Source organism: Oceanimonas sp. MB9, assembly GCF_011319775.1.
GTDB lineage: Bacteria > Pseudomonadota > Gammaproteobacteria > Enterobacterales > Aeromonadaceae > Oceanimonas > Oceanimonas doudoroffii.
In genome coordinates, this window is sequence record NZ_VFBE01000009.1 from 61,502 (window position 1) to 81,213 (window position 19,712).

Annotated in this window: 21 protein-coding genes; 19 read left to right on the forward strand and 2 right to left on the reverse strand. The window is 61.0% G+C overall.

All coding sequences use genetic code 11. The features are described from left to right. Positions 1 to 104: 104 nt before the first annotated feature. The 4 genes from OJHNALOF_RS11675 to OJHNALOF_RS11690 are packed head-to-tail and all read left to right on the forward strand — an operon-like array spanning position 105 to position 5,361. Complete coding sequence (locus tag OJHNALOF_RS11675) at positions 105 to 1,268, forward strand: thiamine pyrophosphate-dependent dehydrogenase E1 component subunit alpha (protein ID WP_165662126.1); 1,164 nt, start codon at positions 105 to 107, stop codon at positions 1,266 to 1,268. Continuing rightward, complete coding sequence (locus tag OJHNALOF_RS11680; RefSeq protein ID WP_165662127.1) at positions 1,265 to 2,242, forward strand: alpha-ketoacid dehydrogenase subunit beta; 978 nt, start codon at positions 1,265 to 1,267, stop codon at positions 2,240 to 2,242. Before OJHNALOF_RS11675 ends, OJHNALOF_RS11680 begins: the two co-directional genes overlap by 4 nt. A gap of 8 nt (positions 2,243 to 2,250) precedes the next feature. Beyond that, positions 2,251 to 3,501 carry a 2-oxo acid dehydrogenase subunit E2 gene (locus OJHNALOF_RS11685; RefSeq protein WP_165662128.1) on the forward strand — a complete coding sequence of 417 codons (1,251 nt, stop codon included), beginning with the start codon at positions 2,251 to 2,253 and terminating at the stop codon, positions 3,499 to 3,501. 18 nt (positions 3,502 to 3,519) lie between these two features. Continuing rightward, a complete protein-coding gene (locus tag OJHNALOF_RS11690) occupies positions 3,520 to 5,361 on the forward strand; it encodes a phosphotransferase (RefSeq protein WP_165662129.1) in 1,842 nt (613 codons plus the stop codon). Here OJHNALOF_RS11690 and OJHNALOF_RS11695 read toward each other — a convergent pair. Next, positions 5,307 to 5,894, reverse strand: a complete 588-nt coding sequence (locus tag OJHNALOF_RS11695; RefSeq protein WP_165662130.1) for an ACP phosphodiesterase — start codon at positions 5,892 to 5,894, stop codon at positions 5,307 to 5,309. The two genes, OJHNALOF_RS11690 and OJHNALOF_RS11695, sit on opposite strands and share 55 nt — an antisense overlap. After that, the gene (locus OJHNALOF_RS11700) at positions 5,895 to 6,407 is read right to left on the reverse strand and encodes a CBS domain-containing protein (protein WP_206063690.1); all 513 of its coding nucleotides are present in this window, start codon (positions 6,405 to 6,407) and stop codon (positions 5,895 to 5,897) included. It abuts the gene before it with no gap. A gap of 183 nt (positions 6,408 to 6,590) precedes the next feature. Here OJHNALOF_RS11700 and queA point away from each other — a divergent pair, with 183 nt between their 5' ends. The 15 genes from queA to iscX all read left to right on the forward strand — a co-directional run bounded on the left by queA (position 6,591) and on the right by iscX (position 19,617). Beyond that, positions 6,591 to 7,637 (forward strand): tRNA preQ1(34) S-adenosylmethionine ribosyltransferase-isomerase QueA, encoded by a 1,047-nt coding sequence (queA, locus tag OJHNALOF_RS11705; protein WP_165662131.1) that lies wholly within the window; start codon positions 6,591 to 6,593, stop codon positions 7,635 to 7,637. A gap of 138 nt (positions 7,638 to 7,775) precedes the next feature. Continuing rightward, on the forward strand, positions 7,776 to 8,918 hold the full coding sequence (tgt, locus tag OJHNALOF_RS11710) for a tRNA guanosine(34) transglycosylase Tgt (protein WP_094200664.1): 1,143 nt from the start codon (positions 7,776 to 7,778) through the stop codon (positions 8,916 to 8,918). A gap of 32 nt (positions 8,919 to 8,950) precedes the next feature. Beyond that, positions 8,951 to 9,280, forward strand: a complete 330-nt coding sequence (gene yajC, locus OJHNALOF_RS11715) for a preprotein translocase subunit YajC (protein WP_094200665.1) — start codon at positions 8,951 to 8,953, stop codon at positions 9,278 to 9,280. Between the two features lie 24 nt (positions 9,281 to 9,304). After that, positions 9,305 to 11,158 carry a protein translocase subunit SecD gene (gene secD, locus OJHNALOF_RS11720; protein ID WP_094200666.1) on the forward strand — a complete coding sequence of 618 codons (1,854 nt, stop codon included), beginning with the start codon at positions 9,305 to 9,307 and terminating at the stop codon, positions 11,156 to 11,158. Between the two features lie 12 nt (positions 11,159 to 11,170). Next, positions 11,171 to 12,115, forward strand: a complete 945-nt coding sequence (secF, locus tag OJHNALOF_RS11725) for a protein translocase subunit SecF (RefSeq protein ID WP_094200667.1) — start codon at positions 11,171 to 11,173, stop codon at positions 12,113 to 12,115. 268 nt (positions 12,116 to 12,383) lie between these two features. After that, complete coding sequence (nlpI, locus tag OJHNALOF_RS11730) at positions 12,384 to 13,259, forward strand: lipoprotein NlpI (RefSeq protein WP_281254932.1); 876 nt, start codon at positions 12,384 to 12,386, stop codon at positions 13,257 to 13,259. 82 nt (positions 13,260 to 13,341) lie between these two features. Beyond that, the gene (trmJ, locus tag OJHNALOF_RS11735) at positions 13,342 to 14,064 is read left to right on the forward strand and encodes a tRNA (cytosine(32)/uridine(32)-2'-O)-methyltransferase TrmJ (protein WP_094200669.1); all 723 of its coding nucleotides are present in this window, start codon (positions 13,342 to 13,344) and stop codon (positions 14,062 to 14,064) included. An 84-nt stretch (positions 14,065 to 14,148) separates the two neighbouring features. Continuing rightward, the gene (gene iscR, locus OJHNALOF_RS11740) at positions 14,149 to 14,646 is read left to right on the forward strand and encodes a Fe-S cluster assembly transcriptional regulator IscR (RefSeq protein WP_094200670.1); all 498 of its coding nucleotides are present in this window, start codon (positions 14,149 to 14,151) and stop codon (positions 14,644 to 14,646) included. 50 nt (positions 14,647 to 14,696) lie between these two features. Further along, entirely contained in the window at positions 14,697 to 15,911 is a 1,215-nt protein-coding gene (locus OJHNALOF_RS11745; protein ID WP_094200671.1) for an IscS subfamily cysteine desulfurase, read from the forward strand. 30 nt (positions 15,912 to 15,941) lie between these two features. Next, the gene (iscU, locus tag OJHNALOF_RS11750) at positions 15,942 to 16,328 is read left to right on the forward strand and encodes a Fe-S cluster assembly scaffold IscU (protein ID WP_094200672.1); all 387 of its coding nucleotides are present in this window, start codon (positions 15,942 to 15,944) and stop codon (positions 16,326 to 16,328) included. Between the two features lie 12 nt (positions 16,329 to 16,340). Then, positions 16,341 to 16,664 carry an iron-sulfur cluster assembly protein IscA gene (gene iscA / locus OJHNALOF_RS11755; RefSeq protein WP_094200673.1) on the forward strand — a complete coding sequence of 108 codons (324 nt, stop codon included), beginning with the start codon at positions 16,341 to 16,343 and terminating at the stop codon, positions 16,662 to 16,664. Positions 16,665 to 16,674: 10 nt separating this feature from the next. Beyond that, positions 16,675 to 17,193 carry a co-chaperone HscB gene (hscB, locus tag OJHNALOF_RS11760; protein ID WP_165662132.1) on the forward strand — a complete coding sequence of 173 codons (519 nt, stop codon included), beginning with the start codon at positions 16,675 to 16,677 and terminating at the stop codon, positions 17,191 to 17,193. 5 nt (positions 17,194 to 17,198) lie between these two features. Continuing rightward, positions 17,199 to 19,043, forward strand: coding sequence for a Fe-S protein assembly chaperone HscA (hscA, locus tag OJHNALOF_RS11765; protein ID WP_165662133.1), 1,845 nt, complete (start codon positions 17,199 to 17,201; stop codon positions 19,041 to 19,043). A 2-nt stretch (positions 19,044 to 19,045) separates the two neighbouring features. Beyond that, positions 19,046 to 19,384 (forward strand): ISC system 2Fe-2S type ferredoxin, encoded by a 339-nt coding sequence (gene fdx / locus OJHNALOF_RS11770; RefSeq protein WP_094200676.1) that lies wholly within the window; start codon positions 19,046 to 19,048, stop codon positions 19,382 to 19,384. Between the two features lie 32 nt (positions 19,385 to 19,416). Beyond that, a complete protein-coding gene (gene iscX, locus OJHNALOF_RS11775) occupies positions 19,417 to 19,617 on the forward strand; it encodes a Fe-S cluster assembly protein IscX (RefSeq protein ID WP_165662134.1) in 201 nt (66 codons plus the stop codon). The last annotated feature ends 95 nt before the right edge of the window (positions 19,618 to 19,712 follow it).

Sequence of the window (19,712 nt, forward strand, 5' to 3'; positions counted from 1 at the left end):
GGGCATGCCGGTTACTGAGCGGCCGGATTGGTGTCATATCGGGCCGCCCATGCAAAAACGACTAGAATTAGCCTCGAGGTTCCAGTCTGGACTGCGAGGGCGGCATGACCAATCCCAATAACGCCACCATTACCTTGGTGCACCGGATCCGGTTCGTGGACGGCCACGGCCTGACCATTCCTACCTTTCGGCTGTTAAAGGACGACGGTCACTTCTATGCCGATGCTATTGCGCCTGAACTCGACAAGGAGCAGGCGCTGGCCATGTACCACAGCATGGTGGCCACTCGGCTGCTGGATGAGCGCATGCTGGCGGCCCAGCGCCAGGGCCGTATCAGCTTTTACCTGCAGAGCCTGGGGGAGGAAGCCCAGGCGGTAGCCAGTGCGGCGGCGCTGGCACCGGAAGACATGATCCTGGCCCAGTACCGGGAGCAGGGCGCCCTGCTGCACCGGGGTTTTACCCTGGCGCAATTCATGAGCCAGCTGTTTTCCAATGAGGACGATCTGGGCAAGGGCCGGCAGATGCCGGTGCACTACGGCTGTCGTGAGCTCAACTTCATGACCATTTCCTCCCCTCTGGCCACGCAAATTCCCCAGGCCACCGGGGTGGCCTATGGCCAGCGACTGGCCGGCGAGTCCGCCATCACCCTGTGCTACTTCGGGGAAGGGGCGGCCTCGGAAGGGGACTTTCACGCCGGCCTGAACATGGCGGCGGTGCTGAAAACCCCGGTGATCTTTTTTTGCCGCAACAATGGCTACGCCATTTCCACGCCGGCCAGCGAACAGTTTGTAGGTGACGGCATCGCCAGTCGCGCCGTGGGCTACGGCATTCGTACCCTGCGGGTGGACGGCGCCGACACCCTGGCGGTGTTTGAGGCCACCCGTCAGGCTCGGCAACTGATGCTCGACGATCCCCAACCAATGCTGATTGAAGCCATGTCCTACCGGCTGGGGGCCCATTCATCATCGGACGATCCCAGCGGCTACCGCTCTCAGGCCGAAGAGGAGCGCTGGCGCAAGCGGGATCCCATTGGTCGCTACCGCCTGTGGCTGCAGCATCAGGGCTGGCTGAATGAGGATGATGATCGCCGTCACCGTGATGAGCTGCGCCGGCAGATCCTGGAGGCCATGAAACAGGCCGAGCAGCGGGCCAAACCCGCGCTGGAGAGCCTGGTGGAAGACGTTTATGCGGCGGTGCCGCGCCACCTTGAGCGTCAGCTGGCCGGGCTGAAACATCCTTCGAGTGGCCGGCAAGGGGAGGACGCATGAAGCAGATGAACCTGTTGCAGGCGGTCAATCAGGCGCTGACCCTGGCCATGGAGCGGGATGCCAGCGTGCTGTGCTTTGGCGAGGACGTGGGCCACTTTGGCGGCGTGTTTCGGGCCACCAGTGGCCTGCAGGACAAATATGGCGAAGATCGTTGTTTCAATACTCCGCTCACCGAGCAGGGCATTGTCGGCTTTGCCAACGGCCTGGCGGCAAAAGGATTGAAGCCGGTGGCGGAAATTCAGTTCGCCGATTACATCTTTCCCGCCTTTGATCAACTGGTCAACGAAACCGCCAAGTTCCGCTATCGCTCCGGCAACCAGTTCAACGTGGGCGGCCTGGTGGTGCGTACGCCCTACGGCGGCGGCATTGCCGGGGGCCATTATCACAGCCAGTCGCCGGAAGCGTATTTTGTACATACCCCGGGGTTGCGGGTGGTGGTGCCCCGAGGACCGGTGCAGGCCAAAGGGCTGCTGCTGGCGGCCATCGCCTGCCCGGATCCGGTGATCTTTTTTGAACCCAAGCGGCTGTACCGGGCGGCGGTGGCCGAGGTGGACGAAGGCTATTACCAGCTGCCCCTGGATAAGGCCGAGGTAGTGCGGGAAGGCTCGGATATCACCCTGCTGGCCTGGGGAGCCCAGATGGACTACCTGCTGAAGGCGGCGGATCTGGCCGACAATGCGGGCATTTCCTGTGAGGTGATCGATCTGCAGAGCCTGCTGCCCTGGGATGAAGACACTGTGGTGGAATCCGTGCTCAAGACCGGGCGGTTGCTGATCAGCCATGAGGCGCCCCTGACCGGTGGCTTTGGCGCAGAGATTGCCGCCACTGTACAAGAGCGCTGCTTTCTGTATCTGGAAAGCCCCATCGCTCGAGTGTGCGGCCTCGACACTCCCTTTCCGCTGGCGCTGGAAAAGCGGTACATGCCCGATCAGCATCGGATTTTCGACGCCATTAACGCCACCATGAATTTTTAGGAGCGCACATGAAAAAGGACTTTCTGCTGCCGGATATCGGCGAGGGCATAGTGGAGTGCGAGCTGGTGGAGTGGCTGGTGGCCGAGGGTGATCGGGTGGAAGAAGATCAGGCCATTTGCGATGTGATGACCGACAAGGCGCTGGTGCAGATTCCGGCGGTGCACGCCGGCACCATCTCTCGCTTGTATGTAAAAAAGGGGGACATGGCCAGGGTGGATGCGCCGCTGTTTGAAATGACGCTGGCAGATGATGAGGCCACCGCAAGCGTCCCTCGAAGCGACTCGCAGCAGAATGAGGCGACGGAAAACGCCGAGACCAGCGAAGGCGAGAGGTCCCCGGGTGCCGGGGCCTTCGGCGAAGCGACTTGCCATGCCGAGTCTCCTGAGAAAGCCTTTGCGGCCGGCAACCGGGCCGTGGCCAGTCCGGCGGTGCGTCGGCTGGCCCGGGAGCATAATGTGGATCTGGCGCAGGTGCCGGGTTCCGGCGATAAGGGCCGGGTCTACAAGGAAGATGTGGAGGCCTGGCTGGCGGCCCAAGGCGCGCCGTCGCGGACCGAATCGGCCTGGCGCGAGCCCCTGAGCGGTGTGCGCGCCGCCATGGCCCGGCACATGACCGACAGCCTCACCGTTCCCCGCTTTACCTATTGCGAGGAGTTTTGCCTGGACGAGCTGCTCGCGCTCAAATACCGGCTGACGCCGGAGTTTGAGCGCGATGGGGTCAAACTGACGCTGTTGCCGTTTTTTATCAAGGCGCTGTCGCTGGCGCTGTCTGACTTTCCGCTGCTCGGTGCCCGGCTTGAAGGCGATGGCCGCACCCTGGTGTATGAAGACGGTCATCATGTGGGGGTGGCAGTGGACACTCCAACCGGCCTGCTGGTGCCGGTGCTGCACCACTGTGAAGACAAGTCGTTGTTGACGCTGGCGCGTGAACTGACCCGGCTGACCGAGGCGGCCAGGGCCGGTCGCCTGTCTCAGGCCGAGCTCGCCGGCGCCACCATCAGCCTGTCCAATATCGGCGTGCTGGGCGGTACCGTCTCCACCCCCATCGTCACTCCGCCTCAGCTCGCCATTGCCGCCCTGGGGCGGTTGCAACGGTTGCCCCGGTTCGATGAGCAGGACCGGGTGGTGGCCCGGCAGTTGATGACGGTGTGCTGGTCGGCGGATCACCGAGTGATCGACGGCGCCACCCTGGCCCGCTTCAACCGCTGTTGGCAGGGTTACCTGGAGCAGCCCGGGCGCATGCTGGCCCGGCTGCACTGATGCCCGCCTGACGCCGCCATGGACGCCCTGGGCAACTTTTACATTCCCGAAGAGCAGTCCATCTATTTGCTGAGCGCCAACGATGCGCAAAAGCTGAAGGACTGGATTGCCCTGTGCATCGCCGAGCTGGAAAAGCTCGGCTACCGCGACATCACCCTGGCGGGCAAGGGAGTATACGGCTTTACCTTTGCCGGCACCGGCGAACGGGGCGAGCAGGTGGCGTTCAAGTTTTCCCGACTCGATTTGCCCGAAGCGGTGCGCGAACGGCTGGCCGACGAGGCCTATATGTTGTCCTGCGTGCGGCATCCGCTGATCCCTGAATACCTGGCCTATGCCCTGCGCGGCCGTCAGGGCATTTTGCTGATGAGTCGGGCGCCGGGGGAAGATCTGGAGCACTACAGCCTGCGCCGGGGTCGCCTTTCGGCCCGTGAAGTGATCGACATTGCCGCCCAGCTGGCGGACATTCTGCAGGCCCTGCGCCGACAGACGCGGGACGGTGAACCGGCGCCCGTGGTGCACGGCGATATCAAGCCGTCCAACATCATGTATGACCCCGGCAGTGGGCGTATCAGCCTGGTGGACTGGGGCTCGTCTGTGTTTGCCCAGCAGGATGCCGATGGCCACTGGGCCGGGGCCGGCGGGTTGGCGCTGCTGTCGGGAGATTTGCAGCAGTCCAACGCCCGCATGGGGGATGTTTATTTTATCGGGCCCGAACAGCTGGCGGGTGCGCTGTCGAGCCCCCGCTTTGACGAGCAAGGAGTGGCCGGCACCCTGTACGCGCTGGCCTCGGGCCAGGGTTGTCGCTTTGGCCGCAAGGCCATGCCCGCCGCCAGCCTGGGCTTGCCACTAGAGTTCGCCCGGCTGCTCGATGCCCTGCTGGACGACGATCCCGAGCGTCGCCGCCGGGCCGGGGACTATTGGCTGGCGGCCATGCCCCGGCTTAAACAACTGGTGCTGCCCGAGCTGCCCCTGTTTGACGACAAGCCGCAATTGCCGGTGTGGCCCGGCTCGGGAACGCGGGACATCGACACCGTGGTGTATTCGTCACGCAAGTCCTTTCTCCGTGAGCACAGCGAACGAGAAGACATACAACAGGTTGCCGATGCCCAGCTGGAGCGCTATTACAAACAATACCTCGAAGGCATGGGGGAGACCGAAAAGGCCTTTGTGGCGGCTGTCGGCCGGTTGGGGCGCTACCCGGTGATGGGTGGCCTGGCCATTCACTGGCACGACGGCGGCGTGGACATCGACTCCAGCCTCAATCTCTATGACAAGGCGCTGCTGCCAGCCTTTGGTGTGGCGGTTAACAATGTGGTTGCCCTGGCCCGGGCCATTACCAAAAACGGCGTGTTCAAGGCGTGCCTGTTCAACGCGCGCAACACCCTGCATTTAAGCCGCAGCGGGCCTGCTCAGCCCTTTATGCCGGCGCCGGCCATGCGTATTCCCTACCGGCTGGCGGACAGCCCCGACACCGGGGCCGATCGCCAGCCTCACTCCTATTTTGAAGACGGTCGTGATCCGGATGAGCAGCTGGTGCTGCCCGAGGAGATCATGGTGGTAATAGCCAGGCTCAACCACATTCACCACAGCGGCTGCATTATTTTTGAAGTGACGTCCGATCATCTCAAGTTGCACAGCTACTACCGGCTGCTGGATGTGGCCGCCGAGGCCGAATTCGCCGCCCTGCTGGCGCAAATTGTCGCGCATATTCCGCTGATCACCGACACGGGGGTGGGGGGCTTTATGAAGCTGCCCTGCAAGAATACGCGGTTTTTTAGCCGCCAGCCGGTGCAGCCCGAGCGCTTTTACCCCGCCAACCCCCGGGCCTGGTCGAGAACAAACGCTTCCAGCTCGGGATAAAAGTGAAGGAAGGCGGTTTCCATGTCGCCGTAATGCTGCTCCAGCAGCGGCCGGCACCGGGGCAGGGGAGTAGGTCGTTTAAAGCGCTGGTCAATGCGTGCCAGCGCGCCGAGCAGGGCGTCAAAGTCCCGGTAGCGGGCGAGCATGCCACTTTGCTTTAGTCCGGCCACCAGCCGCACCATGGCCTCGGGCCAGTGCCGGTCGGGCGTCAGCCGTTCGTGGGCCTGCCGGACAAACTCGTCAAGGGGCAGCGCATGGTAGCGGGACCAGTGCCGGGCCAGAAAATGATCGAACATCATGTCGGTGATAATGCCGCCAAAGCGACGAAAGGGCGGCGGCAGGGCGCGCACCCTGGCCGCGTGCAGCGCGTGGGCATCGGTAAAGCTGTCGATGCGCCGGTGCAGCATAATGCCAATCTGCAATGAGGCGGGCAGGGACGTATCCACCCCGCCCCGGGCATATTCCCCCAGCAGGGCGCCGGCCAGGCTGGTGTGGCTGAGTTCGGCCAGGTGCAGGTGAGCCAGGTAATTCATTTAGTTGGGGGAGTCGTCCCGGTATTCGGCGCCGTCGGTCTCGGCCTGCAGTTCATCCACCTCGCCGGCGTCGAGCTCGTCATCCTGCTCGTCCAGTTGATTGTCGAGCACCTCCAGCAGGTGAATGGCCACCGCCACAAAATCGCTGTCGGTGACAATGCCCACCAGCCTGTCCTTGTCCACCACCGGCAGGCAGCCGTATTTGTGCTTTTGCAGGTACAGCGCCGCCTCGCGAATGCCGGCCCGAGGGCTGACGGTGGTGACACCGGTTTTCATGATTTCCGACAGCATGTGGTGTTCAAGGAACTGGCCGTTGCGGCCCTGCTCCAGGCTGGACTCCTGAGCGGCGAGAATGTCCCGCTGGCTGACCAGGCCAACCAGCCGATCCTGCTCCAGCACCGGCAGGTGGCGAATATGATGGCGCTGCATCAGGGTGCGGGCTTCGGCCAGGGTGGCGGAAGGAGGCAGCCCCAGAACGCGGGATGACATTATTTCGGAAACAATGGCCGGCATGATGGTTCTCCTCTTTTTATATCAAGATAGCCCAACACGGTGCGTCGGTAACCTGACCGGGATCATGGGTGAGGCAATCATGGCTCACTTTCGCTGCGGGGTCGAAATTGCTTCAACGTCGAATTGCCTTGATCCCTTCAGGTGCGCTCACTAGACTAGCGCTCGTCTTATACAGAGGTAGTTATGCAGGTCCAAGATTTTTCCTTTGAACTTCCCGATGAACTCATTGCCCGCCACCCCATGCCCGAGCGCACCGCCAGCCGGCTGTTGCAGCTGGACGGCAATACCGGGAACCTGGTGCACGGCCGCTTTGGCGACATTCTGGACCTGATCAATCCCGGCGACCTGCTGGTGTTCAATAACACTCGGGTCATTCCGGCCCGGCTGTTCGGCCGCAAGGCCAGCGGTGGCAAGCTGGAAGTGCTGGTGGAGCGTATGCTTGACGACAAACGGGTGCTGGCCCATGTGCGTTCCTCCAAGTCGCCCAAACCCGGCACCGAGCTTATTCTTGAGCCCGACGTTCGCGCCACCATGGTGGCCCGCCACGATGCCCTGTTTGAAATCGAGTTCAACGACGACCGTAGCGTGCTGGAGATCCTTGAAGCGGTGGGGCACATGCCGCTGCCGCCCTATATCGATCGGCCCGACACCGACGCCGACAAGGAACGCTACCAGACCGTTTACAACGAAAAGCCCGGCGCAGTGGCGGCACCCACCGCCGGCCTGCACTTCGACGAGCCGCTGCTGAACGCCATTCGCGCCAAGGGCGCCGAGCTTGCCTTTATTACCCTGCACGTGGGCGCGGGCACCTTTCAGCCGGTGCGGGTCGACAATGTGCTTGAGCACAAAATGCATGCCGAATACATCGAAGTGCCTGCCGAGGTAGTGGCGCAAATCGAGGCGACCCGGGCGCGTGGCGGCCGGGTGATTGCGGTGGGCACCACCTCGGTACGGTCGCTCGAAAGCGCGGCTCAGGCCAGCCTCGCCAAAGGCGAGCCGCTGGCCCCTTTTTATGGCGACACCGACATCTTTATCTACCCCGGTTACCGCTTTCAGCTGGTGGACGCTATGGTCACCAACTTTCATCTGCCGGAGTCGACCCTGATCATGCTGGTCAGCGCCTTTGCCGGTCAGGACCACATTATGGAGGCCTACCGTCAGGCGGTGGCCGAGCGTTACCGTTTCTTCAGTTACGGCGACGCCATGTTTATTACCAGACAGATCAAGTGATAAATAAACGTGAGGGGTAAGGAGTGAGGTGTGAGGGACAAAGCATAAGACGTTGGTTTTTCACCTCACTCCTCACGACCCACCCCTCACTTGTTTACAAATAGGGTCGGACTGTTTCTCCGGCCAGTGAGGTAAAGAATGAAATTTGAACTGGATACCACAGACGGACGCGCCCGCCGCGGTCGGCTGATCTTTGACCGGGGCGTGGTGGAAACCCCGGCCTTTATGCCCGTGGGCACCTATGGCACCGTCAAGGGCATGACGCCCGAAGAAGTGGCCGCCACTGGCGCCCATATTTTGCTGGGCAACACCTTTCACCTGTGGATTCGTCCCGGGCAGGAAGTGATGAAAATGCACGGCGATCTGCACGACTTTATGAACTGGCAGGGACCCATCCTCACCGACTCCGGCGGCTTTCAGGTATTCAGCCTGGGGGACATTCGCAAGATTACCGAGGAAGGCGTGCATTTCCGCAATCCGGTGAACGGCGACAAGATTTTCCTGTCACCGGAAGTGTCCATGGAGATCCAGTACGATCTGGGCTCCGACATCGTGATGATCATGGACGAGTGCACCCCGTACCCGGCCACCTGGGAAGAAGCCAAGAAGTCCATGGAAATGTCCCTGCGCTGGGCCAAGCGTTCCCGGGATCATTTCGACAAGCAGGGCAACAAGAACGCCCTGTTTGGCATTATTCAGGGCAGCGTTTACGAAGATCTGCGGGATCAGTCTCTGGAAGGCCTGCTCGACATCGGCTTTGACGGCTATGCCGTGGGCGGCCTGGCGGTGGGTGAGCCCAAGCACGAGATGCACAAGGTGCTGGAGCATACCTGTCCGAAAATTCCCGAAGACAAGCCCCGTTACCTGATGGGCGTGGGCAAGCCGGAAGATCTGGTGGAAGGCGTGCGCCGGGGCATCGACATGTTTGACTGCGTGATGCCCACCCGCAACGCCCGTAACGGTCACCTGTTCACCACCGACGGCGTGGTCAAGATTCGCAACGCCAAACACAAGACCGATACCGGCCCGCTGGACGCCGATTGCGATTGCTATACCTGCAAAAATTACTCCCGCGCCTATCTGTATCACCTGGACAAATGCAACGAGATACTGGGTGCGCGTTTAAACACCATTCACAACCTGCGTTACTACCAGCGGGTGATGGAAGGTTTACGCGGCGCCATTGAGCAGGGTAAATTAGATGACTTTGTGGCAGAGTTCTATCGTCGGCAGGGCAAACCCGTGCCGCCGCTGGGTCAGCCAGCATCCACGAGTGAATAACGGCTTTTAACCATAACGAGGAAACTGCAAGAATGGATATTATCTCCAGTGCTCACGCCCAGGGTGGCGGTGCCGCCGGTGGCGGTATGGAAATGATCATCATGCTGGTCGTGTTCGGCCTGATCTTCTATTTCATGATCTTCCGTCCCCAGTCCAAGCGGGTCAAAGAGCATAAAAACCTGATGTCTTCCCTGAGCAAGGGTGACGAGGTGCTGACCAACGGTGGCCTGGTGGGCAAGATTGCCAAGATCTCTACCGACAACGACTATGTGGTACTGAGCCTGAGCGAGCAAAGCCAGGTGACTATCAAGAAGGACTTCATCACCGCCGTCCTGCCCAAGGGCTCCATTCAGTCCCTCTAATTCTTTCCTGTCGAGGAGCACAGCGTGTTAAATCGATATCCGCTGTGGAAATACTTGATGGTGATCCTGGTGATCACCATCAGTTTTCTTTATGCAGCACCCAACCTGTTTGGTGAAGATCCGGCGCTTCAGGTGTCCGGCAGCCGTGGAACCCAGGTTTCTGCCGAGGTACTGGTCAAGGCCCAAAGCAGCCTCAATCAGGCCGGCATCGAGGTAAAAAGCGCCGCCCTGGAAAACGACCAGCTTCTTATCCGTTTCCGCAATACCGACGATCAGCTCAGGGGCAAGGACCTGGTTGCCGAGACCCTGGGTGACGACTACGTCACCGCCCTCAACCTGGCCCCGTCCACCCCCGCCTGGCTGGAAGCCATCGGTGCCGGTCCGCTCAAACTGGGCCTGGATCTGCGCGGCGGCGTGCATTTCCTGATGGAAGTGGACATGGCCGAGGCCCTGAACCGAGTGCAGGAGCAGACGGTTCAGGACTTTCGTACCGAACTGCGCCAGGAGCGGCTGCGCTATTCCGGCGTACTGAGCCGGGACGGCGGCACCCTGGTGGTGTTCCGGGACGTTGAGACCCGTGACAAGGCCATCAGCCATTTGCGCAATCGCAACACGGATCTGGTGTTTACCACCAGGGACACCGGCGACAGCTACGGCCTGTTTGCGGTCATGAGCGAGCAGCGGCTGAAGGAAGTAAAGGAATACGCCCTGCAGCAAAACATCACCATTATTCGCAACCGGGTCAATGAGCTGGGCGTGGCCGAGCCACTGGTTCAGCGCCAGGGCGCCGACCGCATCGTGGTGCAACTGCCCGGCATTCAGGACACCGCCCGCGCCAAGGAAATTCTTGGTGCCACCGCCACCCTGGAATTCCGCCTGGTGGATGAACGGGCCGATGCCGCCGCCGCGGCGGCAGGCAGGGTGCCCCCGGGCTCCGAGCTGTTCACGGATCGCGATGGGCGCGCCGTGGTGCTGCAAAAGCGGGTGATCCTCACCGGTGAGCACATTGTCGATGCCAACTCCGGCATGGACGAGTTCAGCCGTCCCCAGGTGAACATCAGCCTGGATGCCCCCGGTGGCAGCCGCATGGCCGACTTCACCAAGGACAACGTGGGACGGGCCATGGCCACCGTCTTTACCGAGTACAAACCCGGTGACAAGCCCAGCGCCGATGGCAAGCCGACCCTGCGCAAGGAGCAGGAAGTGATCAACGTGGCCACCATTCAGTCCCGACTGGGCCGCAGCTTCCGCATTACCGGCATCGACTCCATGGCCGAGGCCCAGAACCTGGCACTGCTGCTGCGAGCCGGCGCCCTGATTGCGCCCATTCAGATTGTGGAAGAGCGCACCATAGGGCCGAGCCTGGGGCAGCAGAACGTGGAAAACGGCCTGCTGGCCATGATCTACGGCCTGCTGGCGGTGGTGCTGTTTATGAGCATCTACTATCGCAAGTTCGGCCTGGTGGCCAACCTGGCATTGCTGGCCAACCTGGTGATCATTATCGGGGTCATGTCCATGGTGCCGGGGGCGACCATGACGCTGCCGGGCATTGCCGGTATCGTGCTCACCATCGGCATGTCGGTGGATGCCAACGTGCTGATCTTCGAGCGTATTCGCGAGGAATTGCGGGACGGGCGCAGCATTCAGCAGGCGATTCACATGGGGTATGAGAAGGCCTTTGGCACCATTACCGATGCCAACATCACCACCTTTATTACCGCCATCATTCTGTTCGCGGTCGGCACCGGGCCCATCAAGGGCTTTGCCGTTACCCTGATGATCGGCATCCTGGCCTCCATGTTTACCGCCATTGTCGGAACCCGGGCCCTGGTCAACCTGCTCTGGGGCGGCAAGCGCCTCAAGAAGCTGTCGATATGAGGAGACTGAGCGATGTTTGAAATCCTCAAGACCAAAGAGCCGCTGCCCTTTATGCGTTTCTCCAAGGGCGCTACCGTGCTGTCGCTGGTGCTGATTGGCCTGTGCTTTTTCAGCCTGGCCACTCGGGGCCTGAACTGGGGCCTGGATTTTACCGGTGGCACAGTTGTGGAAGTGGCCTTTGAGCAGGCGGTGGAGCTGGACGGCGTACGTGAGCAGCTGGACGGCGCCGGTCTGGCCGGCGCCACCGTGCAGCATTTTGGTACCAGCCGGGATCTGCTGATCCGCATGCCGCCCCAGGAAGGCGCCGATGTGCAGCAGCAGGGCGATGCGGTGATGGCCGCCATGCAGCAGCTGTCGGCGGACGCCGAGATGAAGCGGCTGGAGTTTGTTGGCCCGTCCATCGGCAAGGAGCTGGCGGAGCAGGGCGGCCTGGCCATTCTGGTGGCGCTGCTGTGTATCCTCATTTACGTGGGCATGCGCTTTGAGTGGCGGCTGGCGTCCGGCGCTGTGCTGTCACTGGCCCACGATGTGATCATCACCCTTGGGGTGTTTTCCTGGCTGCAGATCGAGGTGGACCTCACCATAGTGGCGGCGTTGCTGACCGTGGTGGGTTACTCCCTCAACGACACCATAGTGGTGTTTGACCGGGTGCGGGAAAACTTTCGCCGCGTGCGCGAGGCCACCACGGCCCGAGTGTTTGACGAAGCCATTACCGACACCCTGAGCCGAACCCTGATCACCTCGGCCACCACCCTGGTGGTGGTGGTGGCGCTGTTCATGAAGGGTGGCGCACTGATCCACGGCTTTGCCACCGCGCTGCTGCTGGGCATCGGGTTCGGTACCTATTCGTCCATCTATATCGCCAGCGCCTGGGCCATGCTGCTCGGGGTCAAGCGGGAGCACATGCTGCCGCCTGTGGTGGAAAAGGAAGGTGCGGATCAGGAACCCCTGGTGTAATCGCAGCCATGCAGACATAAAGAAGCCTTCGGGCTTCTTTTTTTTGCACCGTCTTTGGCATGGGGATGCGGGTTGGGACGAGTACAGCGGGTTGCAGCCGTGTCGCAAGCCTATGGCCGCAAGAGGCCGAAGCATGGCCCGAATCCATCTGGCGCACAGAAACGCGCCCTTTAGCCCCCTTTCTCGTCATTGATTGCATTTGCAGCATGACAAACGCCTTGCGGCTGCATAACATGGGGACATAGAACAAGACAAGTTCGGAGCCTTCTTGAAACACAGATTTTTGCTCGGTCCGTTGGCCCTGCTGGGCATGATGCTGACCGGATGCAGCGCCCCCAGAGTGGTCACGCCGACCCTGGTGTTGCCGGTACCCATGCAGGTTTCCTATCAAAGTGAGCTGGGCATTGCCCGTTTGGGGCAGATGCTGAGTGCGCCTGGGCTGACCCCGGAGCAGCGGGCCGAGCTGTTTTTTCAGCGAGGCGTGGTGTTTGACCGGGTGGGCCTGCGCGCCATGGCCCGGCTCGACTTCAACCGTGCGCTGCGCGAGCGGCCCGACTTTGCCGATGCCTACAATCTTAACGGCGTTTACCTGACCCAGAATCAGGAGTTCGACGAGGCCTATGAGGCCTTTGACTCGGCCCTGGAACTGGCGCCAGATTATGTGTATGCCAACCTCAATCGGGGCATCGCACTGTATTATGGTGGTCGTCCCGAGCTGGCGACGCGGGATCTGAAAGTGTTCCTCGACGAAGAGCCCACGGATCCTTACCGCCTGCTGTGGTGGTACCTGGCGCTGGAAAAGGTGGACCTTGCCATGGCACAGGAGCGCTTGGCCGAGCATCGCCGGCTGTACGGCACCGACGAATGGGCCTGGGACATCGTCGATGTCTACCTTGGTACCCTGACCCCTGAGGCACTGCTGGCGCGCATTTCCGAACAGAGCGAAGACAACCAGGAACTGGCCGAAATGCTGTGCGAGGCCTACTTCTATCTGGCCAAACAGGCCCAGCGCAACGAGCAGCCGGAGCAGGCCGAGGTTTACCTCAAGCTGGCGCTTTCCACCAACATCTACGACTTTGTCGAGCACCGCTACGCCCTGCTGGAACTGGATCTTATCGGCCAGCAAGCCCGGCTCAAGCGCTGAGCCAAAGACGGGATTAACACCTGACCCTCCAGCACGACTGTGATAAAATCCTGCGCCCTGAGCGCAACGGAATTAAGTGAACATGCTTGAGCAAGTACGCATCGTGCTGGTAAACACCTCCCACACCGGCAACATGGGATCTGCCGCCAGGGCCATGAAGACCATGGGCCTGAGCGATCTCTGCCTGGTCGACCCGGTCAGCCCGCCCGATGGTCAGTCGGTGGCCCTGGCCGCCGGTGCCAGCGACATTCTGGCCAATGCCCGCACCGTGCCGACCCTGGCCGACGCGGTGGCCGATTGTGGCCTGGTGATCGGTACCAGCGCCCGCTCGCGTACCTGGTCCTGGCCGATGCTCGATGCCCGCCAGGCGGGCGAAAAGGCCATGGCGGAAGCGCCCAGACACAAGGTGGCGCTGGTGTTCGGCCGGGAGCGTACCGGCCTGACCAACGAAGAACTGCAGCTGTGCCACTATCATGTGGCCATTCCCGCCAACCCGGAATACAGCTCCCTCAACCTGGCCATGGCGGTACAGACCCTCAGCTACGAGGTGCGCATGGCCTGGCTGGCCGGCAGCCACCACGAACCAGAAGCAGCCGACTACCCGCTGGCGGCGGATCTGGAACGCTTTTACGCGCATCTGGAGCAGACCCTGCTGGACACCGGTTTTATCATCAAGCCGCACCCCGGTCAGGTAATGACCAAGCTGCGCCGGCTGTTCAATCGGGCCCGTCCGGAAGACCACGAACTCAACATTTTGCGCGGCATTCTGACCTCGGTTCAGCGCCTCGGCCGGCAAGGCAAATAGCCGACTGTTTTACTGGGGTAAATACTTGACTGAATCACTCGGGTATGACACCCTGACGCCAATGTTGGAAAACGGTTTGACCACATGAGACTGACATCAAAAGGCCGTTACGCCGTGACCGCCATGCTGGATGTGGCGTTGCATGCCAATGACGGTCCGGTATCCCTGGCCGACATCTCGGAGCGGCAGGGCATTTCCCTGTCCTACCTTGAGCAACTGTTCTCCCGCCTGCGCAAGCAGGGCCTGGTGAGCAGCGTGCGGGGGCCCGGCGGTGGTTACCTGCTGGGCCTGGACGCCGAGGCCATTTCCGTGGGAGCGGTCATTGCCGCCGTGGATGAGTCGGTGGATGCCACCAAGTGTCAGGGCAAGGGGGACTGCCAGAGCGGCAACCAGTGCCTGACTCACTCCCTGTGGTGCGCCCTGAGCGAACGGATCAGCAATTTTCTCGACGCCATCAGCCTGGCCGAGCTGGTCAGCCAGAGCGAAATCCGGCGCATATCCGGACAGCAAGACAAACATCTGAGCATGCTGAATCTGCACGATGAGCAGGATCGGCAAGTGAGCCTGAAAGTTCAACTTTAAATGTCGATGACAAGACTGCCGTACAGGGCAGCGTTGGAACGGAGAATATGATGAAACTGCCCATTTATCTCGACTATGCGGCTACCTGCCCGGTAGATCCGCGCGTTGCCGAAAAAATGATGCAATACCTGACGCCGGACGGCATCTTCGGAAACCCGGCCTCCCGCTCACACCGGTTTGGCTGGCAGGCGGAAGAGGCGGTCGATATCGCCCGTAACCAGATCGCCGACCTGATCAACGCCGATCCGCGGGAAATCGTATTCACCTCCGGCGCCACCGAGTCCGACAACCTGGCTATCAAGGGCATTGCCAACTTCTATGGCAAAAAGGGCAAGCACATTGTTACCTCCAAGACCGAGCACAAGGCGGTACTGGATCCCTGCCGCCAGCTAGAGCGGGAAGGTTACGAGGTCACCTACCTGGAGCCGCAGCCCAACGGCCTGTTTACCCTGGAACAGATTGAGGGCGCCCTGCGTGACGACACCGTGCTGGTGAGCATCATGCACGTCAACAACGAAACCGGCGTGATTCAGGACGTCAAGGCCATCGGTGAGCTGTGCCGCAGCCGCAAGATCATGTTCCATGTGGATGCCGCTCAGAGTGCCGGCAAGATTCCGGTGGATGTCAAAGAGATGAACATCGACCTGCTGTCCATGTCCGCCCACAAGATTTACGGTCCAAAAGGCATCGGTGCCCTCTATGTGTGCCGCAAGCCGCGGGTGCGCCTGGAAGCCCAGATGCACGGCGGTGGCCACGAGCGTGGCATGCGTTCCGGTACCCTGCCGACCCACCAGATTGTGGGCATGGGTGAGGCCTTCCGCATTGCCAAGGAAGACATGCAGGCCGAAGGCGAACGCATTCGCACCCTGCGCGACCGCCTGTATCAGGGCGTGAAGGACATCGAGGAAGTTTATGTCAACGGTGACCTGGAACAGCGCGTTCCCGGCATTCTCAACATCAGCTTCGCCTACGTCGAAGGCGAGTCACTGATGATGGCGCTGAAAGACCTGGCGGTCTCTTCCGGCTCGGCCTGTACCTCTGCCAGCCTGGAGCCTTCCTATGTGTTGCGCGCACTGGGCCTGAACGACGAGCTGGCGCACAGCTCCATTCGCTTCAGCATCGGCCGTTTCACCACCGAGGAAGAGGTCGATTACGCGGTGCGCCTGGTAAACGAGGCCATCGGCCGTCTGCGCGAGATGTCTCCGCTGTGGGAGATGTTCAAGGACGGTGTGGATCTGGAAAAAGTTGAGTGGGTACACCATTAAGGTGTAACGGACTGCGAGAGGAATTGAATCATGGCTTACAGCGAAAAAGTAATTGATCACTATGAAAACCCCCGCAATGTCGGTGGTTTCGACAAGAATGACCCGAGTATTGCGACCGGCATGGTGGGTGCCCCGGCCTGCGGCGACGTGATGAAGCTGCAACTCAAGATCAGCGATGACGGCATTATCGAAGATGCCAAATTCAAGACCTATGGCTGTGGCTCTGCCATCGCCTCCAGCTCACTGATCACCGAGTGGGTGAAAGGCAAGAGCCTGGATGAAGCCGCCAGCATCAAGAACACCGACATTGCCGAAGAGCTGGCCCTGCCGCCGGTGAAGATCCACTGCTCCATTCTGGCGGAGGATGCCATCAAGGCGGCCATCGACGACTACAAGCAGAAAAAGAACCTGGCGTAAGACGGAGACATCATGGCGATCACCATTACCGACGCGGCCGCCCAGCGGGTGCAGAGCTTTCTCAACAACAGGGGCAAGGGCATCGGCCTGCGGCTGGGAGTGAAAACCTCCGGCTGTTCCGGTCTGGCCTATGTGCTGGAGTTCGTGGATGAGCTGTCCGAGGGCGATCAGGTGTTCGAGCATGGCGAGGTCAAGGTGATCGTCGACAGCAAGAGTCTGGTTTATCTGGATGGCACCGAGCTGGACTTCGTCAAGGAAGGCCTGAACGAGGGCTTTCAATTCAACAACCCCAATATCACCGGGGAGTGTGGCTGCGGCGAAAGCTTCAACGTGTAAGGAAAGTGGCATGAACTACTTTGAGCTGTTTGGTCTGCCTGAGCAATTTCAGCTCGACGGCCAGGCCCTGGCCGCCGCCTACCGTCAGCTGCAGTCGCAGTTTCATCCCGATAAATTCGCTTCCCGCCCCGAGCGGGAGCGATTACAGGCGGTGCAACAGGCCGCCCGTATCAACGACGCCTTTTCTACCCTGAAAAATCCCCTTGGTCGCGCCGAATACCTGCTGTCACTGCAGGGAGTGGACATTCGTGGCGAGCAGCAGACCCTCAAGGATCCCATGTTCCTGATGCAGCAAATGGAATGGCGCGAGCAGCTGGAAGACATTTCCGCCGCCGGCGACGTGTTTGCCGCCATCATGGCCTTTGAGCGGGAGCTGAAGCAGGCTTCCGACGATTACTACCGCGAGCTGGAACAACGGCTTGACGCCGGTCACTGGGAGCAGGCCGCCGACACGGTGCGCAAACTCAAATTCATGGTCAAGCTGCACGCCGAACTTGAGCGGGTGGAAGACGCGCAGCAGGAATTCTGAATCTCATGGCATTGTTACAAATTTCCGAGCCGGGCCAGAGCGCGGCTCCGCACGAGCACAAGTGGGCCCTTGGCATCGATCTTGGTACCACCAATTCACTGGTGGCCGTGGTGCGCAGTGGCCTGGCCGAAACCCTGCCCGACGAACAGGGCCGCGAACTGCTGCCGTCCGTGGTGCACTACACCGCCGATGGCCTGCGGGTGGGCTTTGATGCCAGGCAGGAAGCGGAATTCGATCCGCAAAATACCATCGTCTCGGTCAAGCGGCTGCTGGGCAAGGCCCTGGCCGATGTGCCGCGCAACCGGCTGCCTTACGACTTTCGCGATACCGATGCCGGCATCATCGAGCTGAATACGCCTCAAGGGCCGGTTAACCCGGTGCAGGTTTCCGCCGAAATCCTCAGAACCCTGGGCGAACGCGCCGAGGCCAGCCTGGGCAACCCGGTAGAAGGCGCGGTGATCACCGTGCCCGCCTATTTTGATGATGCTCAGCGTCAGGGCACCAAGGATGCGGCCAAGCTGGCCGGCCTGAATGTGCTGCGCCTGCTCAACGAGCCCACGGCTGCGGCCATTGCCTACGGCCTGGACTCGGGTCAGGAAGGGGTGATCGCGGTATATGACCTGGGCGGCGGTACCTTTGATATCTCCATTCTGCGCCTGCACAAGGGCGTGTTTGAAGTGCTGGCCACCGGTGGCGACTCTTCCCTCGGCGGTGACGATTTCGATCACGCTCTTGGCGACTGGATTCAGCAACAGGCCGGTGTCACCGGGCTGTCGCCGGCTCAGCAACGCAACCTGCTGGATGCCGCCATCGCCGCCAAGGTGGCATTGACCGATAACGAGCAGGTTAATGTCGCCTGGGAAGGCTGGCAGGGCGAGCTCAGCCGTGAGCAGTTTAATAGCCTTATTCAGCCCTGGGTCAACAAGACCCTGATGGCCTGTCGCCGCGCCCTGAAAGACGCCGGCGTCAGCCAGGACGAAGTGCAGGAAGTGGTGATGGTGGGTGGCTCCACCCGGGTTCCGCTGGTGCGGGAGCGGGTTGGTGAGTTTTTTGCCCGCGAGCCACTGACCAGCATCGACCCCGACAAGGTGGTGGCCATCGGTGCCAGCATTCAGGCAGACATTCTCATCGGCAACAAGCCCGACAGCGACATGCTGCTGCTGGACGTGATTCCATTGTCTCTTGGTCTGGAAACCATGGGCGGCCTGGTGGAGAAGGTGATTCCCCGCAATACCACTATTCCCGTGGCCCGGGCACAGGAATTCACCACCTTCAAGGACGGCCAGACCGCCATGGCCATTCACGTGGTACAGGGTGAACGCGAGCTGGTGGCCGACTGCCGCTCCCTGGCCCGCTTTGTGCTGACCGGCATTCCGCCGATGGCCGCCGGCGCCGCCCATATTCGCGTGACCTTTCAGGTGGACGCCGACGGCCTGCTGTCGGTGAGCGCCATGGAAAAATCTTCCGGCGTTCAGGCCAGCATTGAGGTCAAACCTTCTTACGGCCTGAAGGAAGAAGACATTTCCACCATGCTCAAGGCGTCCTTTGAGCATGCCCAGGAAGACATTGCCGCCCGTATGCTGGCCGAGCAGCGGGTGGAAGCGGCGCGGGTGGTGGAAAACATCATCAGCGCCCTGCAGGCCGACGGCGACGAACTGCTCAGCGAGCAGGAGCAGGCCGACGTAGTGGCTTCGCTGGAAGCATTGCAGCAGGCGGCTCAGGGGGACGACCCGGAAGCCATCAAGCGCGCCATTGAACAGACCGACAAACAAACCGCCGACTTTGCCGCCCGCCGAATGGACGCATCCATTCGCAAGGCACTGGCCGGCCAACGAGTGGACAAGGTGTAACGATGCCGAAGATTGTATTTCTGCCCCATGCCGACCTTTGCCCCGAGGGCGCTGCCGTCGAGGCCGAAACCGGGGAAACCGTGCTGGATGTGGCGCTGCGCAATGGTATCGACATTGAGCACGCCTGTGAGAAGTCCTGTGCCTGCACCACCTGCCATGTGATCGTGCGGGAAGGCTTTGACTCGCTGGAAGAAAGCACCGAGCTGGAAGACGACATGCTGGACAAGGCCTGGGGCCTGGAGCCGGAGTCCCGGCTGGGTTGTCAGGCCCGGGTGGATGACGAGGATCTGGTGGTGGAAATCCCGCGGTATACTGTGAACATGGTATCCGAAGGCCACTAAACACGATACAAGCCAAGGTGAAGGTGAAACGCATGAGTTTGAAATGGACCGACAGTCTGGATATTGCCCTGGCGCTGATGGAACGGCACCCGGAGGTGGATCCCAAAACCGTGCGCTTTACCGATCTGCACCGGTGGATCTGCGAGCTGGAGGAGTTTGACGACGAGCCCGAACACTCCAACGAGCGCATTCTTGAAGCGGTGATCCTCGCCTGGATGGACGAATACGACTGACAGAAAGCCAGAAGCTTGAAGCCGGAATAATTTTAGGCTTCCAGCTTTCAGCTCACCGCTTATAGCTTTATAGAGAGCCACAGTGATACTGTGGC

What these genes read in the sequence shown, in the direction of transcription:
- OJHNALOF_RS11675 (WP_165662126.1), top strand. Translation starts at nt 105, where the DNA reads ATGACCAATCCCAATAACGCCACCATTACCTTGGTGCACCGGATCCGG.
- OJHNALOF_RS11680 (WP_165662127.1), top strand. Translation starts at nt 1,265, where the DNA reads ATGAAGCAGATGAACCTGTTGCAGGCGGTCAATCAGGCGCTGACCCTG.
- OJHNALOF_RS11685 (WP_165662128.1), top strand. Translation starts at nt 2,251, where the DNA reads ATGAAAAAGGACTTTCTGCTGCCGGATATCGGCGAGGGCATAGTGGAG.
- OJHNALOF_RS11690 (WP_165662129.1), top strand. Translation starts at nt 3,520, where the DNA reads ATGGACGCCCTGGGCAACTTTTACATTCCCGAAGAGCAGTCCATCTAT.
- OJHNALOF_RS11695 (WP_165662130.1), bottom strand. Translation starts at nt 5,894, where the DNA reads ATGAATTACCTGGCTCACCTGCACCTGGCCGAACTCAGCCACACCAGC.
- OJHNALOF_RS11700 (WP_206063690.1), bottom strand. Translation starts at nt 6,407, where the DNA reads ATGCCGGCCATTGTTTCCGAAATAATGTCATCCCGCGTTCTGGGGCTG.
- queA (WP_165662131.1), top strand. Translation starts at nt 6,591, where the DNA reads ATGCAGGTCCAAGATTTTTCCTTTGAACTTCCCGATGAACTCATTGCC.
- tgt (WP_094200664.1), top strand. Translation starts at nt 7,776, where the DNA reads ATGAAATTTGAACTGGATACCACAGACGGACGCGCCCGCCGCGGTCGG.
- yajC (WP_094200665.1), top strand. Translation starts at nt 8,951, where the DNA reads ATGGATATTATCTCCAGTGCTCACGCCCAGGGTGGCGGTGCCGCCGGT.
- secF (WP_094200667.1), top strand. Translation starts at nt 11,171, where the DNA reads ATGTTTGAAATCCTCAAGACCAAAGAGCCGCTGCCCTTTATGCGTTTC.
- trmJ (WP_094200669.1), top strand. Translation starts at nt 13,342, where the DNA reads ATGCTTGAGCAAGTACGCATCGTGCTGGTAAACACCTCCCACACCGGC.
- iscR (WP_094200670.1), top strand. Translation starts at nt 14,149, where the DNA reads ATGAGACTGACATCAAAAGGCCGTTACGCCGTGACCGCCATGCTGGAT.
- OJHNALOF_RS11745 (WP_094200671.1), top strand. Translation starts at nt 14,697, where the DNA reads ATGAAACTGCCCATTTATCTCGACTATGCGGCTACCTGCCCGGTAGAT.
- iscU (WP_094200672.1), top strand. Translation starts at nt 15,942, where the DNA reads ATGGCTTACAGCGAAAAAGTAATTGATCACTATGAAAACCCCCGCAAT.
- iscA (WP_094200673.1), top strand. Translation starts at nt 16,341, where the DNA reads ATGGCGATCACCATTACCGACGCGGCCGCCCAGCGGGTGCAGAGCTTT.
- hscB (WP_165662132.1), top strand. Translation starts at nt 16,675, where the DNA reads ATGAACTACTTTGAGCTGTTTGGTCTGCCTGAGCAATTTCAGCTCGAC.
- hscA (WP_165662133.1), top strand. Translation starts at nt 17,199, where the DNA reads ATGGCATTGTTACAAATTTCCGAGCCGGGCCAGAGCGCGGCTCCGCAC.
- fdx (WP_094200676.1), top strand. Translation starts at nt 19,046, where the DNA reads ATGCCGAAGATTGTATTTCTGCCCCATGCCGACCTTTGCCCCGAGGGC.
- iscX (WP_165662134.1), top strand. Translation starts at nt 19,417, where the DNA reads ATGAGTTTGAAATGGACCGACAGTCTGGATATTGCCCTGGCGCTGATG.